The following is a 16,419-nucleotide window of genomic DNA, read 5'->3' as shown; positions in this document are numbered from 1 at the left end:
AGGAGCTCTTTTATTATTTCTTCGTCTTAGAAACTTGTTCTATCAGTGTGTATTTGATGGAAGGAGCATCAGCCGGAGGATTAGCGATTTTTTCTGTTTTTACTTTTAAAACATATTCATAACCCGGTTCATAGGTGAATCCTTCAATGCTGCTGTAGAAATTCGTCCATTCTGCAGATGTACTTTCTTTTACCTGCATGCATTGCATACGGCCAGCTCCAGCAGAACACTCTACGGTTTGTGGCCCTACGATAATTGTCTTTTCATTGGCTGCCAGTTCTTTCTTTTTTGTTTTAGAAACCTGTTTTACCAATGTATATTTTATGGAAGATGCATCCGCTGGCGGATTGGCAATTTTTTCTGTTTTTACCTTTAAAACATATTCATACCCCGGTTCATAAGTAAATCCTTCGATATTGCTGTAAAAATTCGTCCAGTTTCCGGAAACGTTTTCTTTTACCTGCAGACATTTCATAGGAGCTACACCTGTACAGTCTGCTGTTTGTGGTCCTACGATGAATGTTTTTTCATCACCTGCGGATGCATTGGCTGTTGTTGTACATTGCGTCATCGCAAATAATGCTAATGCGGGTGCTGCCCCTTTTAGAATTGTTGCTATACTTTTCATAAAACTTGATTTTTCCCCATACCTCGCAATTACCATGCCGAAATGGGTCAGATGAATTTGTAGTACTTCTGCTATTGCTTTTTATTTTTTTAATCATTTAATTTGAATTTCTTAAAAACAAACCACAAAATATAATTCTTATAATAAATATGGAAAATCAAATGCAAGTTGAAAATTACAGGATTCAAAAACCTGAAATGTGGGCAGGAAATATCGGAGATGAGGAAATAAAAAACCGAATCAAAGACTCCGAGTTTGCCAAAAGACAAATAGACGAAGGGCGTGACTACTGCTACTTTTTAGATAAAAAATACTATACGAGCAACATCGAAAACAGTGAGTATGTCTGCATGGCATATACGCTGAATGAACCTGGAAACCTGGAAAGGGCTTCTGTTTCTGATGTTATTGTAGAGGAAAATGAAGTCTATCAGATTCACCGGATCAGTGTTTTGAGAGATGGAGTATTGATTGATAAGATTCCGGATACTAAGATTAAAGTTCTCGACAGCGAAAACCAAAGCAGCGGAGGTGTTTTGAGCAGTAATAAAAAAATTAATATTACCATCAAAGATCTCAGACTGTATGATGTGCTGATTTTAGAAGATTCAAGAATCAAAGAGTTTACAGACCGTGATTTTTTAAGAAAGGAATTCTCAAAATATGTTTGGGTAAGTCCGGATAATTATTGGGCCTATGGAAATTTTAAATTCACTTTTATCAATGAGCGAGACCAGACTATTGCTTACAAAAAGACGTTTTTCAGAGATGAACAGGGCAATGTTCTTGAGCCCGAAATTAATCATCTTAAAAAAGGAGAACAGTTCGTGATTGAAGAACAGAATTATATCAATCCTGTAGATTCCGGACGTGAAATTTTCCCTTATATAGATTTTGCTACAGAAAGTAACTGGAAAGACCTTTCCAATTACATCGTACCTCTCTATGATGAGATTTTCAATAAATCTTCTTTACAGGATTTTGCACCAAATCTGATTGAAAAACTGGATGCTATTGCGGATCTGGACGAAAAACTTCAGTTTGCGATAGAATATGTTCAGAATCACATTTACTATATCTTCAATGCTGATGAAATGAATGGACATAAGCCGCAGGAACCGTCAGTAACCTATGAAAACAAGCAGGGAGACTGTAAGGCAAAATCAGTTTTATTAAAAGTAATCCTTGATTATATAGGAGTAGATGCCTCTGTCGTGCTGGTTAATTTTAATACAGATTATTATATTAAATACTATCTGCCCTCATTGCTGAATTTCAACCACGTTGTGGTAAAAGTAAATTATAAAGGGGGAGAATACTTCATTGATGCTACCATCCGTGATGAATTCGGGCTCATAGAAAATAGAGGATTTATATATTTTATGCATTATCTGGAAGTGAAAAAAGACCAGGAACTTCAGGTAAGAAAATCTTATAAATACCCTTATTTCTGTATTGATGAGAAAGTAGATTTGAATGCTCAGGGTAATACAGGAAAGCTTATTTTGTCAACTACTTACAAAGGAAACAGAGCCAATGCTATGCGTAGGTATTTTAAAAGTACCAACAAAAGAGAAATCATAGACAGCTGGAACGGCTTCCTTTTCTATGCACTTAATTATTCAGGTGACCGAAATGGTACAGATGTCCGAAACGTATTCAAAGATGCTGCAATTGATATAGTAAGCGATGATAAAAGATTAAATGAAGTGAAGATTCAATATACCGCTATTGTTGAGAATCCTTATTTTGTGGATCCACAGAAAAACCGTTTCCTGATGTACTTTGATAGGAATGTTATCAAGGCAAGTGCAAGAGATTTCATCCATAAAGATTTGCCGTTCTGGCATAATTTCGACAGTGAGAAATATGAAATTAACCTGCATACGGATCAGAAAATTGATACTGAAGAAAAATATACGATTCAGGAAAGTACCATAGCTAACTCATATTTTGATTATAAAAGCCGTAAAAAGGTAAGTAAGAACGGAGCAAGCGTATCTATTGAATACAATCCTCTCGTCAATCTTGAAATTCCGCAAAGTGAATTTGAACAGTTCAGAACAGATCATCATACGGTGGCAGACAGTAATTTCGGACTGGGAATTGATATCATTGAACCAGGATTGATGAATATGCTTAAATTCAGTTTTAAGAAAAAATTTAAATAGAACTTGGGTTTTAAGTTTAAGGTTTAAAGGTTAGAGTCTAAGGTTTAGAGTTTCGGCGGACGGCGAAACCGCCCGCCGAAACTTTTTATTCTAATAATATTCATTTACAATTATCTCTGATTGTGAATAATAAACTTTATGATGTATGAATTATGTAACGGTAATCTATCTCGTGAATATAGTATTGTATGCCATGTATTTCTTTGGAAAAACCGGCAGTGAGGTTGCAATGTCCAGCCTGGATTATATTGTTTCCGGAATATTATCCCTGTTTCTCATCTTTGCAGGCTATCTGAATGCAAAAAAAGGAATGATCTACAGAACTGTTCTGTGGATATTTTTTGTGAATGTATTTTTATTTGCCTGTTCTGGATTATTTGATCAGTTTGGAAGTGATTTCAATATCCTTTCTACAAACAATAGTGATAGTCTTCTTTTTTCATTGTCACTTATTGTTTACAATGGATACCTTTTTCCTTTAACGGTTATTCTTGACGGATCAGGCCTGGCATTGATAGTTCCTGTTGTATTGTCATTTATGTTACCTTCATTAGGATATGTTATAGGAAAGAAATTTCATCCGGACAAACAAAATCCAACTGGGTTATAGTCATCGCGAACCGAAGGTGAAGCAATCTCAATCGAAAAGTAAAGGTTGGAAAACGCAAAGGCGCAAAATTTTTACAAACTATCCACATTTAAGACGCAAAAATTTTATCGGAGATAAAATTGAGAACCCATATTTTTTGCCGAAAATCTTAGATTTTCTTGCGCCTTAAAAATATACACAAAGTATGAAACTCTTGCGCCTTTGCGTTTATCTAACAAAAAATGACAAGTTCATTTAGAGTACGTAAAGACGTAAGTATTATTACAAGGAAAACTTTTTGAAAAAAAAGTCGAGAAAAGTCCTAACACTATTCCTGTTTCTGAGGCTGATTATTAGATGTAAAGAATTTCTGTTTACCAATAAGCAATTCAAAAAACAGTCTGAAATCTGAAATTAGAGACCATAGAGGGTATTTAAAAGTAGCCGGTTTATTTCTCTCAATCACTGCATGACTGAACCAGGCAAATCCATAGCCTACAATTGGAATATACCATAGAAATCTCTCTTTTCCGGAGCTGATGACATACCATATAACGAAAAATACGAGAAATGTTCCAATAAAATGGAATATACGGGTTCCTGTTTTACTGTGTTCTGTAAGATAAAACTGGTAAAACTCTTTGTATGTTTTGATTCTTTCGGCCATGGTGATCTAGTTTATTGATTCTATTGAAGTTAAAGCAATAATTCTGCCGATTTTTATGATTAGGCTAAAAAGCAAAAAGACAAAACAACAAATCAGTCTCTCCATCAGGTTTAACCTCTTTGCTATTTTGCCTTTTCGCAATTTTATTTAATGCTTATTTAGCTGTTCTTTAATTCTTTTCCTAGTTTACTGTTTTTGTACCCGTAGCAGAAGTAAATAACCATACCGATCAGGAACCACATTCCGAACCAGAACCAGTTCTCATGACTCATTCCTGTAAGAAGATATAAACATGAGCTTAATCCAACCAGTGGAATCAATGATAAGTTCTTTATAAAAGTGACTATACATAAGATCAGATTGATGATAATGTAGAAGAAAATAGAAGCTCTGAATTCTCCTTCTTTAGGATCTGACCAGTTCATCAGATTATCAAAAAACTCTGGCTGCAATTTGTAGAAAACCAACAAGCTGCCTATGAAAACAACAGGGAAAATGATTTTACCATTCACATAAGGAAGGTGAAATCTGCCCTTAATCTTTTCTTTAGCCGGAAGCATAAGCACTCCAGCACATACCAATACAAATGCGAAAATAGTTCCGATACTTGTAAAATCAAGGATAAATGTTTTATCCGTAAACAGAATAGGAATCCCTACTACAATTCCGGTAACAACAGTAGCATAGGATGGTGTTTTATATTTAGGATGCACCTTCTGAAACCTTGCAGGCATCAACCCATCACGGCTCATTGCATACCAGATTCTCGGTTGTCCCATCTGGAAAACCAATAGTACAGTAGTAATGGCAACGATTGCAACGAAGGAAACCACAAGCTCCATCCAGGCAACATTGGCATTCGTTTTTTCAAAAATGAATGAAAGAGGATCTCCCACACCATCGAATTTCTTGTAATCTACCATTCCTGTTAACACTAATGTCAAAGCGATATAGATCACAGTACACAATACAAGGGAAATGATCATTCCTTTTGGTAGGGTTTTCTGCGGATCTTTAGTCTCTTCAGAAAGTACACTTAAGGCATCAAATCCGATATAGGCAAAAAATACTCCGGATACGGCACTCATTACTCCAGCAAAACCATTTGGCATGAAGGATGGTGTTCCTGTTGTAGGGCTTATTGGTGTCCAGTTTTCAGTATTGATATAAGCAAAACCAACCAATATAACCAATAGAATTACTCCCAGTTTTAAGATAACCAGAGAATTGTTAAAGTTTTTACTTTCTTTTACTCCTACATAGCACAGCCATGTTATCAAACCGTTAATCACCAATGCCGGAATATCTACAATGAATTTCAAACTTCCGATTAACGGAGCTGTTTTCCAGGCATTTAATAATTCTTTATTTTCAGAACCATATTGAACGGCTTTTCTTGCTTCGGTATAGCTGCAGGTAAGATAATCAGGAATATGCATTCCGAGACGTCCTAAGAAGCTCGTGAAATAATCTGACCAGGAAAAGGCGACATAGATATTCCCGAAAGAATATTCCATGATCAGAGCCCAGCCGATTACCCATGCAATTAATTCTCCAAAACTGGCATAAGCATAGGTGTAGGCAGAACCTGCGGTAGGAATTCTGCTGGCAAATTCAGCATAGCATAAAGCGGTAAAACCACAGGCAAAACCGCAAATCAAATATAGAAGGATTACACCGGGACCGCCTCTGAAAACGGCTTCTCCCAAACTGCTGAAACTCCCAGCTCCAATAATAGCCGCAATACCAAAAAATACGATGTCCCACACACCTAAGACCCTTAAAAGTCCCGTTGAAGTATCTGTATCTGAATAGATTTTTCTTCTAAAAAGTTGACTCATTCAATAACTATATTTGATTTGAAAAAAAGCAAATGTAATGATTTTTTATTTTGATGTTAACAGTTGTTAAAAACATTTAGGTAAAAATAGTTTAACGGAAATGTTTAATCCTTATAAACAGGTATTTCCACATAACTGTCGTTATACCATTTTATTTCCAAAGGTTCACCGGCATCTTTTAAGGTTTCATCGCTTACATTTTTTCCTGTGCCATAATTGACCTGCCAGTTTTTATTTTTATTAACTCCTACCAATAATACCAGTTTGCTTCCCTTTTCTATTTTTTTGCTCATAAATAATGAGTTTTTGATAGGGATCTGCTCCTTTTCGCCAGGCTTAAGAAGTTGACGTTCGGAATTGTCTTTTGCATAGCTGGCTCTTGTAAGATGCGTAGATAGTAAAAACGTCTTACCATCCGGCTGTACCTGATATAATGAAGTACTAGGGTCAAAATCTTTCTTATTAATGGAAACGTTGAATACTCCGGATAAATTTCCGCTTAGTATAATATCTCTATCCAGAACTTCACTTTCAAAATAAACGGAGTTGGTTACATATACACTGTCCTGTTTGCTTACTTTATGATAAAGATACTTTGGATTTCTGTCTTTAAAATCAATGTTTTGTTGGGTAAATTGCTCAGTTTTGGGTTTCTCAAAAATCGAAGAGCCGTTTTTACGATCCTGAAGATAAAATTTAAGTGTAGACGAGTGCATTTTATCAAGAGTAGGAACATGTTTCCATGTATTGCTGCTCATAATCTGGAAATTGACTTTATCCTTTAGAAGTTCCGGTTTTTTTCCATCTTTCAGAATATAATCAAACCATGAAAAAGCAAGTTCATCAATGCTTATCCTGGCTGCAGGATCTATGAGAGTACTCCCAGTACCATAAACATAATTGTACCCGTAACTTTGAGCTCCTGCGTGATCATAAGGCCCTATTACCAAATAATGGTTAGGGTTTTTGTTGTATTGGTGATGTTGTTTATAATAATACATTGCTCCGATCTGGTCTGCATCGTAATAACCGGTAGTCGTTAAAACCGGAATGTTTATTTTAGCAAAATCCTTTTTATAAGGAACCATTTTCTGCCAGTATTGATCATAACCGGGATGATCCAGCCATCTTTGAAAAATTTTATTAGGTTTCCCGCTGATGGAATCCAGAGCTCTGAATGACCTGCCACTTTTATACCATGCTGTATTGATAGAATCCCATTTTGGATAATTGGTGAAGGTTGCTTCGTCGGTCAGTTTATTATTTGTCACATAGCGGATCCATTGCATCATATAGCTCATGAACACATTGTTTTGAGCAGGGTAATCTATCCCGATTCCTACCGATACCTGAGGTACAATTGTTTTCAAAGCCGGATGCAGTTTTTTGACCGCTGCCCATTGGCTGAATCCTAAATAGCTTCCACCGATCATTCCTACTTTACCATTGCTCCACGGTTGTTTGCTTACCCAGTCTATGACTTCATAAAGATCCTGTGCTTCGTCTTCAAATGGATTATTGGGGTCATTACTGTCTCTTTTTCCACGGGTATTAACTACAGCTCCTACATAATTATAGACTGCGGCTCTTTTTCCCATACCTGCATCTACAAGTTCTCCGGCATAAATATTATTGGTAAGAATAACGGGAAGGGGAGATGTGTTCTCTTTTTTTCGTACAATAGTAATCGTAAGTTTTGTTCCGTTTTTTAAGGTAAGGTTCTTGGTTTCGATGATGAATTTTTCCTGCTCTTTTACTTTGAAAAGCTGCATAACCTGAGGCTTGATGCTGGAATAGGTCTTATAATTGACATAATTTTTGCATAAAGCCAGCGCGGAAGCATAATCTATAGTGTCCTTATCTTTTTGCTTGTCAAGTGCTGTTTTCAGAGATTTTTTATATTCCCTTACATCACCATCCAGAATGGTCCCGATCTTGGCAATCAGTGGATCGGGAAAACTTTCATATTTTGTTGTAAATGCTGTTTGAAGGGCATTGGAAAAAGAAGTTTTTTTATCTTTTTCCGTTAGTTTGGCCATGCTGTAGATTTCATAAGCAAGAGATTTGTTCCCTGCCATATTATGATCTGCATATTCTTTACGATAATCATTTAAGTTTGCAATAGAATTTTTGTAATCTTTTGCAGCGAGCTGTAAACGAAACAGGTTGTCTAAAAATGTGACTGTAGATTTTGGTTTGTTTTTAGGAGACTGATGTTCAGTAATCACCTTTAGGGCGAGTTCCGGGATTTGTTTTTCCAGAATTACAGAATCTGTTGTTGCTGTTTTCGGAAAGTAAAATTTCTGAGCCTGCACTAGATTGACAAAAACTAATGCTAAAAGTATTTTAAATTTCATTAATAGTGTATTTTGAGCTGATGATGAAAAAGTATCGCATCAGAATGTGTTGTTGATCATTCATCACTCGGTTGGTTATTTGTTTTTAGCCGACTAATTTAAGAATTTTTATCAGTAAAGAATGAATGCTTTCGTTGTTATTTTATCATATAAAGTCTGCTGAAAATTGTTTAAACAAAAGGTTTTAGTCTTTATAAACAGGGATTTCCACATAGCTGTCATTATACCATTTTATTTCCAGTGGTTTCCCGGAATCCTTTATCGTTTCGTCACTTACATCCTTACCTGATCCATAATTGATCTGCCAGTTAGGATTCTTATTAACCCCTACCAATAAAAGCAGTTTACTTCCTTTCTCTATCTTTTTACTCATAACATACGAATTGTTAATCGGAATCTGTTCCATTTTATTGGGTTCAAGAAGCTGTCGTTTTTCATTGTTCTTCGCATAGCTGGCTCTCACGATATGAGTGGATAGTAATGAAGATTTTCCATCCGGCTGAATCTGGTACAAATAAGTATCTGTATCAAAATCTTTTTTATTAATGGAAACATTGAAAATCCCAGATAGATTTCCACTGATGATTATATCTTTGTCAAACACTTCACTTTCAAAAGCAACAGAATTGGTCATTTTTATGCTGTCTTTTTTGCTGACTTTGTAATAAATGTCTTTCTGATCTCTGTTTTTTAAATCTACGATTTGAGTTGTAAAATTTTTAATTTGAGGTTGATTGAATACAGACGATGTGTTTTTCTTGTCCTGAAGGTAAAATTTCAGGGTAGAAGTGTGCATTTTGTTAAGATCGGGCACATGTTTCCAGGTATTGGTGTTCATTACCTGAAAATTGATTCTGTCTTTTAAAATTTCAGGTTTTTTACCGCCTTTAAGAATATAGTCAAACCATGAGAAAGCGAGATCATCAATGCTTATTCTGGCTACCGGATCAATAGGGTTTCCATTCACATAAGTAAATCCGAAGCTTTGTGCTCCCCCGTGATTATAAGGACCTATTACCAGATAATGGTCTGCATTTTTATTGTACAGATGATGTTGTTTAAAATAATACAGCGCACCTATCTGATCATCATCATAATAACCTGTCGTTGTCAGGATAGGAATGTTGATTTTAGAAAAGTCCTCTTTATAAGGAACCATTTTCTGCCAGTACTGATCATATCCCGGATGATCCAGCCATCGCTGGAATATTTTGCTTGGTTTTCCGCTTATCGTGTCTAAAGATCTGAAGGCTTTCCCGCTTTTGTACCATTTTGTATAAATAGAATCCCATTTTACAGCATTGGCGAAATCAGCTTCATCCGTAAATTTATTATTGGTCACATATTGTATCCACTGCAGCATATAGCTCATGAAGATATTATTCTGAGCAGGATAATCAATCCCGATGCCTACTGCAACCTGAGGAACAATGGTTTTTAATGCCGGGTGCAGTTTTTTTACGGCTGCCCATTGACTGAAACCTAGGTAGCTTCCACCGATCATTCCTACTTTTCCGTTACACCAGGGCTGTTTGCTTACCCAGTCTATTACTTCGTAGATGTCTTCTGATTCATGTTCAAAAGGATTATTTACATTGTTACTGTTTCTCTTACCCCGGGTATTAACAACAGCTCCTACATAATTATAAACAGCGGCTCTTTTTCCGAAGAATTCATCAAATGACCCCGCATAGATATTATTGGTAAGAATTACAGGTAGTGGGGAAGTATTTCCCTTTTTTCGAACAATGGTGATCGTTAAGGTATTTCCGTTTTTTATGGTAAGATCTTTGGTTTCAATAATAAATCTTTCTTTATCTTTTGAAGCCAGCAGTTGCGTCACCTTAGGTTTTATACCGGAATAGGTTTTATAACTTACATAGCTTTTGCACAGAGCAAGGGCTGTTCTGTAATCAATACTGTCTTTGTCTTTTTGTTTGTCAAGTATTTTTTTCAGCTGCTTTCTGGATTCTTTTACATCTCCATCAAGAGCAAGCCTAAGCCTGGGAATCAATTTTTCCGGAAGGCTTTCATATTTTTGGTTAAACACTTTCTGAAGGGCATTGGAAAATGAGGTGTTGCTTTCTTTTTGTGCCATTTTCGAAAGGCTGTACAGTTCAAATCCGATATACCTATAGTCTCCCATATTATGATCTGCGAAGAGATTACGATTTTCAGAAAGAGAAGTCAGTGAATTTTTATAATCCTGGGCAGCCATCTGCAAACGGAAAAGATTGTCCATGAGGTCAACGGTGTTTTCCGGTTTGTACTTTGCAGACTGAAGATGAGGAATCACTTGCTGTGCAAGTCCCGGTATCTGTTTTTCCAATATAACAGAGTCAGTTACAGCTGTCTTTGGAAAGTAAAATTTTTGTGCCTGCAGCAGGTTTACAAAAATTAATGCTAAAAGAATCTTAAATTTCATGAGATGGTGTGTTTATGGTATGTTTTTAGCTGCTGTTGAAAAAGTATCCAATTTAAATACGTTTTTGATAACTGTTAATTAAAATTGTTTACATTTTATCAAACGAAAGTAGTAAATTTTATCATTGTACAGTGAGAAAATTTTCATTGTTATGAAATAAGAATTAACAACCATTAACGCTGTTAAAACTTGCTTAAACAATAAGTTTTTAATATTTTCGTTAACTTATTTAGACTAATTTTCTTATATCAAGAAGAATGAAATCAAAAAAAATACTTTTAGCGGCTGCAGTAATTTATTTCGGAATCTCCGATGCTCAACAGTCCCAATATTTTACCCAGAAAGAAAATTACAGGTTTAATCTAGCCGAAAATCTTTATCAGACTAAAATATACAACGCTTCACAATACGAATATGCAAGACAATATTTCTACAATCAGAATTTGTCCCGTTCGAAAAAGGAAGCAGCGCAATTTTTTGATAATGTGATTGGTGTGATTCTTCAGAAAAATCATGCTGAAGAAGGGTTGACAGCTTTCATGAAAGAATATCCTAATTCTGCTTATTTTGCTCAGGCTAATCTTCCGCTGGCAGATTACTATCTGGCAAAAAAAGACTTTGATAAAGCGCTGGAAACCTTGAAAAAGGTGAACCAGTATCAGCTTTCCAAAGAGGAGAATACCCAGTATATTCTGAAACTTGGATATGCAAAATTCATGACGGGTGACTCCAAAGGAGCTATTGATGCACTGGAAGAAGCTTATAAAACAGCAGATCAGTCCCAAAAAGGAGATATCGCTTATATGCTGGGGCATTTATATTACAGCAACAGACAGAATGATAAAGCTTTTCAGTATTTTGATTCTATAAAAGATCAGGATAAATTCTCCAAGCTTGTACGTCCTTATTATGTACAGATGTATTATAACGATAAGAACTATGATCAGGCAATCACAGAAGGAAATGCTCTGTTAAAAGAAAATATTTCAGATTCTTATAAAGCAGAAGTTCATAAGATCATTGGAGAGAGTTATTTCATGAAGAATGATTACAATTCTGCCTATCCACATTTAAAAGATTATCTGAGCGTACAGCAGAATCCATCTGAAAACGATTTGTATGAGATGGGATTTGTAGCTGCTCAGCTTAAAAAATATGATGAAGCGGTTTCTTATTACAATCAGCTTCTTAACAGCAATTCTGCTTTAGCACAAAATGCTTACTACCAGCTAGGAAATGCTTATCTGGCAGTAGATAAAAAGCAGGAAGCCCTTTCTGCATTCCGTTCTTCTTATCAGATGGATTATGATGCGAAAGTGAAAAAACTGGCTCATGAGCAGTATGCTAAATTAAGTTATGATATCGGTAACCCATTTGAAAGCCCTTCGGCGGTGATTCAAAGTTATATCAACGAAAATCAGAATGGTGCCAATGCCACAGAAATGAGGTCATTATTGGTGAAATCCTATCTGTATTCCGGAAACTATAAAGAAACGCTGAATGCAATTGATAGATTACAGAGTTCTACTCCTGACATCAACAAAGTAGACCAGGAGGTTTCTTATTTATTAGGGACTGAAGAGTTCAACAAAGGAAACTATGACGAAGCTGAGAAATATTTCTTAAGAAGTCTTGGCTTTAATATCAATAAAGAATTCAACAGCAGAGCTTTATACTGGCTGGCACAGGTGTATTACCAAAAAGGAAATTATCCGTCTGCCATTGTTCGTTATGAAAAGCTTCTTAATGAAAACTTCCCTGAAAAACAGCAGCTTCCGTATGATTTAGGATATGCTTATTTTAAATCCAAGAAATTTGATCAGGCTGCTACTTACTTCAAACAATATCTTACCAATCCGAAACCGGAATTTAAAAATGATGCAGAACTTCGTCTTGCAGATATTCATTACGCCAATAATGATCTGAACGAAGCAATTGCCATCTATGATAAAAATGAAGATGCTACAGATTATACTTTGTACCAAAAAGCAATGGCTTTAGGGTTCAAAGGAGATACACAGGCGAAGATTACCAACCTTAAAAACCTTTTATCAAAATATCCGGATTCCGAATATTATGATGATGCTCAATACGAAATTGGAACAGCTTATGCCGCTCAGGATGATTTTGCGAACTCCAATGATTATTTTGGAAAAGTAATTAAAGGTTCTTCCGACAAAGATTTGATTGCAAACGCTTCTATCTACAGAGCACAGAATTATATAGACCAAAATCAGAATGATAAAGCGCTTTCTGAACTGAAATCTCTGGGTGAGCAGTATAAAAATACAGCCTATGCTCAGAAAGTAGTTCAGGCCGCAAAACCTATCTTCACGAAAAACGGAGATGTTTCGGGATATGAAAGTTTCGCAAGAAATATTGGTGTGAATGTAGATACTGCTGAAATAGATGAAATCAACCTTTCAACTGCTAAACAGTTCTTCGCGAAGAAAGATTATAAGAATGCAATTTCTTACTACGAAAAGTATCTTACGCAGAACCCAACAGGTGAAGGATTGTACCAGGCGAAGTATGAATTGGGAGAAAGTTACTATCAGACTAATAATTCAACTAAAGCTTTACTTGTGCTTCAGGAAGTTGCTGGAATTCAGAACGATTACCAGGATGATGTAGAAACTCGTTTAGCTCAAATATTTATTGCACAAGGGAATACAGCAGAAGCTAAAAAGTACCTTGAAGGCATTAAAAATTCTTCAGACATTGGTATTAAGAATTATGCGAATGTGGAGCTGATGAAGTTGTACGCACAAGAAAATAATTTCTCTGAAGCTGAAAAATTAGCCAATGCAGTAATTGCTAATTCTAAAAACTCAGCAGCTGTTATTGAAACAGCAAAAGTGATTAAAGCAAGAAGTCTGATGAATTCAGGAAAGGATAAAGAGGCACAGTCTGCTTATGTTTCCCTTGAAAAATCATCCAATACTTCAGTAGCTGCGGAAGCTTTGTATGGTAAAGCTTATTATCAGAACAAAGGAAAGGCATTTAAGTCTTCTAACGAAACGATCTTTAAGCTTGCCAATAACTATGCTTCGGAAGAATTCTGGGGAGCAAAAGCGTTGGTATTGATGGCGAAAAACTATATCGGTCTGAAAGACAACTATCAGGCAAGTTATACATGTGATCAGATCATTGCAAACTATAAAGATTTCCCTGAAATTGTTGCAGAAGCTAAAGAAGTTAAAAAACAGATTAAGAAATAGCAGATGAAGGTGTTTAAAATTGCCATATATTCTTATCTAATTTCTGCTTCTCTGTGGAGCTGCATTCCCTCGTACAGTGCATATCCGAGAGAATATAACCATGCAAAAGCTGATTTCAAAAAGCAAAAAGCTTTTGTGGTGAATAAGGATCTTGAGAAAGAATTTAAAATTTTAAAACATTCCGATATTTATGAAATTGTAGAAGACAGTACCAATGCGGCTAAGATAACATTATATCCAATGCTGACACGTACTCCTTCTTGCGGAAACCCAATGATTGGAAGTATGCTTACCGTTGGATTACTGCCTTCGGGATTTCCATACGATATTTCTTACAGCTATGATGTAGCAGAGAACAGTACAACGAAAAATTATCAATACAAATTACAAGTTTATCAAAGCCTTTGGCTGTTTAATATATTCAGACTGGGGAGAACTTTTTCAAAACAGTCGGGCAAAGCTTTATTAGGCAGTTATATTGCTTCCAATAAATAAAAACCCGTTATATATTTTTTTCAAATAAAGAAAATATGAACAAGAAGATTCAAATATTATCCATATTATTTTTAGGGGTTTCGTCGGTGGCGTTTTCCCAGATCAAGGAGGAAAAACTGGTTCTTAACAAAAAAAGAGAACCGGAAGTGAAGAAGATCGAGAAGAAGAAAACTTCTGTGGAAACTATTAAAAATTATCCGCCGGAAGAGAAATCGCAGACTCCCGTGAAGTATACCATTACGGATGTTCCTGCTGTTTCAGACTTCAAAACTTCAACGATTCAGGGAGAGGACGTAGCTCCAAAATTTGACGGAACAGCTCAGAATAACTATTTCCAGTTTGGAATGGGTAACTACGGGAAAGTTCTGGTAGATGGAAACGTTTCAAAAACTCTTGAAAACAAGTTTGAAGTAGGAGCGGATGTTCATGTTCTTTCAACCAATGGTCTTAAAAAAGATTATGACTGGAAATCCGGACAGACTTCTGCTAATATCGGAGCTTTCTTAAACTCTTATGGAGAAAAAGGAAAATTCAATATCAATGCGGAATATGGTTTAGACAGCTATAATTACTACGGAATCTATGCCATGCAGCCTACGGGAGAGCTTGATCTGAAACAAAAAGTAAATCAGTTTAAAGTAAATGGATACTATGATTTTTATTCCAATGAAATCTTAAATGATGTAAGGGTGAAATCATCATTCCTGAAAGATCATTTTGATGCTTCGGAGAACCAGGTTTCAATTTTGGCTAATTTCTCCAAACATGCTGTTGAATTAGGAAAATCAGGAATCAACCTGAATGCTGATTTGGGAGTGGGATTAGACGCGGTGAAGACAGATTTTGCGATCAGAGATAAAAACTCTTCCAATTTCTTCAATACCAGCCTGACTCCGAAAGTGACGTTCAGAAAAGGTGACTCTTATTTGATGTTAGGATCTACATTCTCTTTCCTGAATGCTAAAAATTCTAACGATCAATTAGAACAGCAAAAAAATAACAAAACCTATTGGTTTCCGCAGGCAGAATTCCAGTTTGCTGCTGCCAAAGAATTTAAATTCTACGGAGGGGTAGACGGAGGTCTGAAGCTGAATACTTATGGAGATATGCTGCAGACAAATCCATTCATCCTTTCTGACCAGTTTTTAAAGCCTACAGAGACAAAATATCATTTTTATGTAGGATTGAGAGGAGATATTGATGAAACGCTGAAATACGACTTCTCTGCAGGGTATGGAAAGATGAGAGATATTATGTTCTTTAAGGCCAATGGTCTTTTCGATAACACATCTGTCAGCCGTTCTGCATACAATTTCGCTAATACATTCTCAGCAGTCTATGATGACGGGAATGTAAGCGATATCAAAGGGAGTGTACAGTATTTCCCATTAGCAAACCTTATTATTGATGGAGAGTTAAGATTCACAAAGTATGATCTGAAGACTTACGACAATATTTATAACGTTCCTTTATTCAATGCAAGCATCGGGGCAAAATATACAATGCTCGACAAGAAGCTATTGTTAGGATTCAAAGGAATCTTTGCAAGTGACAGAACGACAAACTCTTATACGATCGAAGGGATGGGGGCTCCGAATGTAATCTTCCAATCTACTGAGAACACTAACGATAAAGTAGGTGGCTACGCTGATTTAAATCTTTCTGCAGAGTATAAAATTCACAAAAATTTCAGTATTTTCGCACTCGGAAATAATCTTCTGAGCTCAAAATACCAGACGTACAAAGGATATAAAGTCCTGGGTGCACAGATTCTGGGAGGGGTGAAGATTACTTTCTAAAACAGTAAGTAATAAGTAATAAGCAATGAGTAATTAGTAATCATTGATTGATGTATTATTAATTACTCATTATTTATGAATACGGCTGCATAGTTTAATGGATAGAACTTTGGATTTCGGCTCCAACAGTGAGGGTTCGAATCCTTCTGCGGTCACAAATCGTCCTTGTAATAGGGCGATTTTTTTATTTTACCCCAAGAATGAAAGAGTTTAACGATAATTTTTA

10 protein-coding genes and 1 tRNA gene are annotated in these 16,419 nt (G+C 35.9%); 6 read left to right on the top strand and 5 right to left on the bottom strand.

From position 1 onward, the window contains the following. Positions 1-13: 13 nt before the first annotated feature. Positions 14-628: a DUF4377 domain-containing protein gene (locus LKL37_RS08220; protein WP_431610071.1), complete on the bottom strand. Its 615-nt coding sequence runs from the start codon at positions 626-628 to the stop codon at positions 14-16. Positions 629-777: 149 nt separating this feature from the next. Between LKL37_RS08220 and LKL37_RS08215 the strand changes: the two genes are divergently transcribed. Both LKL37_RS08215 and LKL37_RS08210 read left to right on the top strand, forming a co-directional pair. After that, entirely contained in the window at positions 778-2,799 is a 2,022-nt protein-coding gene (locus LKL37_RS08215; RefSeq protein ID WP_431610070.1) for a hypothetical protein, read from the top strand. Positions 2,800-2,944: 145 nt separating this feature from the next. Further along, positions 2,945-3,409 carry a hypothetical protein gene (locus LKL37_RS08210; protein WP_431610069.1) on the top strand — a complete coding sequence of 155 codons (465 nt, stop codon included), beginning with the start codon at positions 2,945-2,947 and terminating at the stop codon, positions 3,407-3,409. Positions 3,410-3,716: 307 nt separating this feature from the next. On the opposite strand, the gene LKL37_RS08205 is transcribed toward LKL37_RS08210, so the two are convergent. From LKL37_RS08205 to LKL37_RS08190, 4 genes are all read right to left on the bottom strand, one after another. Continuing rightward, on the bottom strand, positions 3,717-4,055 hold the full coding sequence (locus LKL37_RS08205) for a DUF962 domain-containing protein (protein WP_105703576.1): 339 nt from the start codon (positions 4,053-4,055) through the stop codon (positions 3,717-3,719). A gap of 158 nt (positions 4,056-4,213) precedes the next feature. Then, a complete protein-coding gene (locus LKL37_RS08200; protein WP_431610068.1) occupies positions 4,214-5,896 on the bottom strand; it encodes an APC family permease in 1,683 nt (560 codons plus the stop codon). A gap of 104 nt (positions 5,897-6,000) precedes the next feature. Then, the gene (locus LKL37_RS08195) at positions 6,001-8,253 is read right to left on the bottom strand and encodes a CocE/NonD family hydrolase (protein WP_431610067.1); all 2,253 of its coding nucleotides are present in this window, start codon (positions 8,251-8,253) and stop codon (positions 6,001-6,003) included. A 184-nt stretch (positions 8,254-8,437) separates the two neighbouring features. Further along, a complete protein-coding gene (locus LKL37_RS08190; protein WP_431610066.1) occupies positions 8,438-10,678 on the bottom strand; it encodes a CocE/NonD family hydrolase in 2,241 nt (746 codons plus the stop codon). A 257-nt stretch (positions 10,679-10,935) separates the two neighbouring features. Between LKL37_RS08190 and LKL37_RS08185 the strand changes: the two genes are divergently transcribed. From LKL37_RS08185 to LKL37_RS08170, 4 genes are all read left to right on the top strand, one after another. Next, on the top strand, positions 10,936-13,899 hold the full coding sequence (locus LKL37_RS08185; protein ID WP_431610065.1) for a tetratricopeptide repeat protein: 2,964 nt from the start codon (positions 10,936-10,938) through the stop codon (positions 13,897-13,899). A gap of 3 nt (positions 13,900-13,902) precedes the next feature. Beyond that, the gene (locus LKL37_RS08180; protein WP_431610064.1) at positions 13,903-14,394 is read left to right on the top strand and encodes a hypothetical protein; all 492 of its coding nucleotides are present in this window, start codon (positions 13,903-13,905) and stop codon (positions 14,392-14,394) included. 35 nt (positions 14,395-14,429) lie between these two features. After that, positions 14,430-16,193, top strand: coding sequence for a TonB-dependent receptor (locus LKL37_RS08175; protein ID WP_431610063.1), 1,764 nt, complete (start codon positions 14,430-14,432; stop codon positions 16,191-16,193). Between the two features lie 83 nt (positions 16,194-16,276). Continuing rightward, a tRNA-Arg gene (locus LKL37_RS08170) sits at positions 16,277-16,348 on the top strand. Positions 16,349-16,419: the final 71 nt, after the last annotated feature.

The sequence above is a fragment of the Chryseobacterium sp. 'Rf worker isolate 10' genome, assembly GCF_050753305.1.
Classification (GTDB): domain Bacteria; phylum Bacteroidota; class Bacteroidia; order Flavobacteriales; family Weeksellaceae; genus Chryseobacterium.
Note: the sequence above shows the minus strand (reverse complement) of the source record. Positions and strands in the feature narration are given on the sequence as shown.

Bases quoted from the DNA above. Each gene is read 5' to 3' on its own strand.
- LKL37_RS08190 (WP_431610066.1), bottom strand. From the start codon at position 10,678: ATGAAATTTAAGATTCTTTTAGCATTAATTTTTGTAAACCTGCTGCAG.
- LKL37_RS08205 (WP_105703576.1), bottom strand. From the start codon at position 4,055: ATGGCCGAAAGAATCAAAACATACAAAGAGTTTTACCAGTTTTATCTT.
- LKL37_RS08195 (WP_431610067.1), bottom strand. From the start codon at position 8,253: ATGAAATTTAAAATACTTTTAGCATTAGTTTTTGTCAATCTAGTGCAG.
- LKL37_RS08220 (WP_431610071.1), bottom strand. From the start codon at position 628: ATGAAAAGTATAGCAACAATTCTAAAAGGGGCAGCACCCGCATTAGCA.
- LKL37_RS08185 (WP_431610065.1), top strand. From the start codon at position 10,936: ATGAAATCAAAAAAAATACTTTTAGCGGCTGCAGTAATTTATTTCGGA.
- LKL37_RS08210 (WP_431610069.1), top strand. From the start codon at position 2,945: ATGAATTATGTAACGGTAATCTATCTCGTGAATATAGTATTGTATGCC.
- LKL37_RS08175 (WP_431610063.1), top strand. From the start codon at position 14,430: ATGAACAAGAAGATTCAAATATTATCCATATTATTTTTAGGGGTTTCG.
- LKL37_RS08180 (WP_431610064.1), top strand. From the start codon at position 13,903: ATGAAGGTGTTTAAAATTGCCATATATTCTTATCTAATTTCTGCTTCT.
- LKL37_RS08215 (WP_431610070.1), top strand. From the start codon at position 778: ATGGAAAATCAAATGCAAGTTGAAAATTACAGGATTCAAAAACCTGAA.
- LKL37_RS08200 (WP_431610068.1), bottom strand. From the start codon at position 5,896: ATGAGTCAACTTTTTAGAAGAAAAATCTATTCAGATACAGATACTTCA.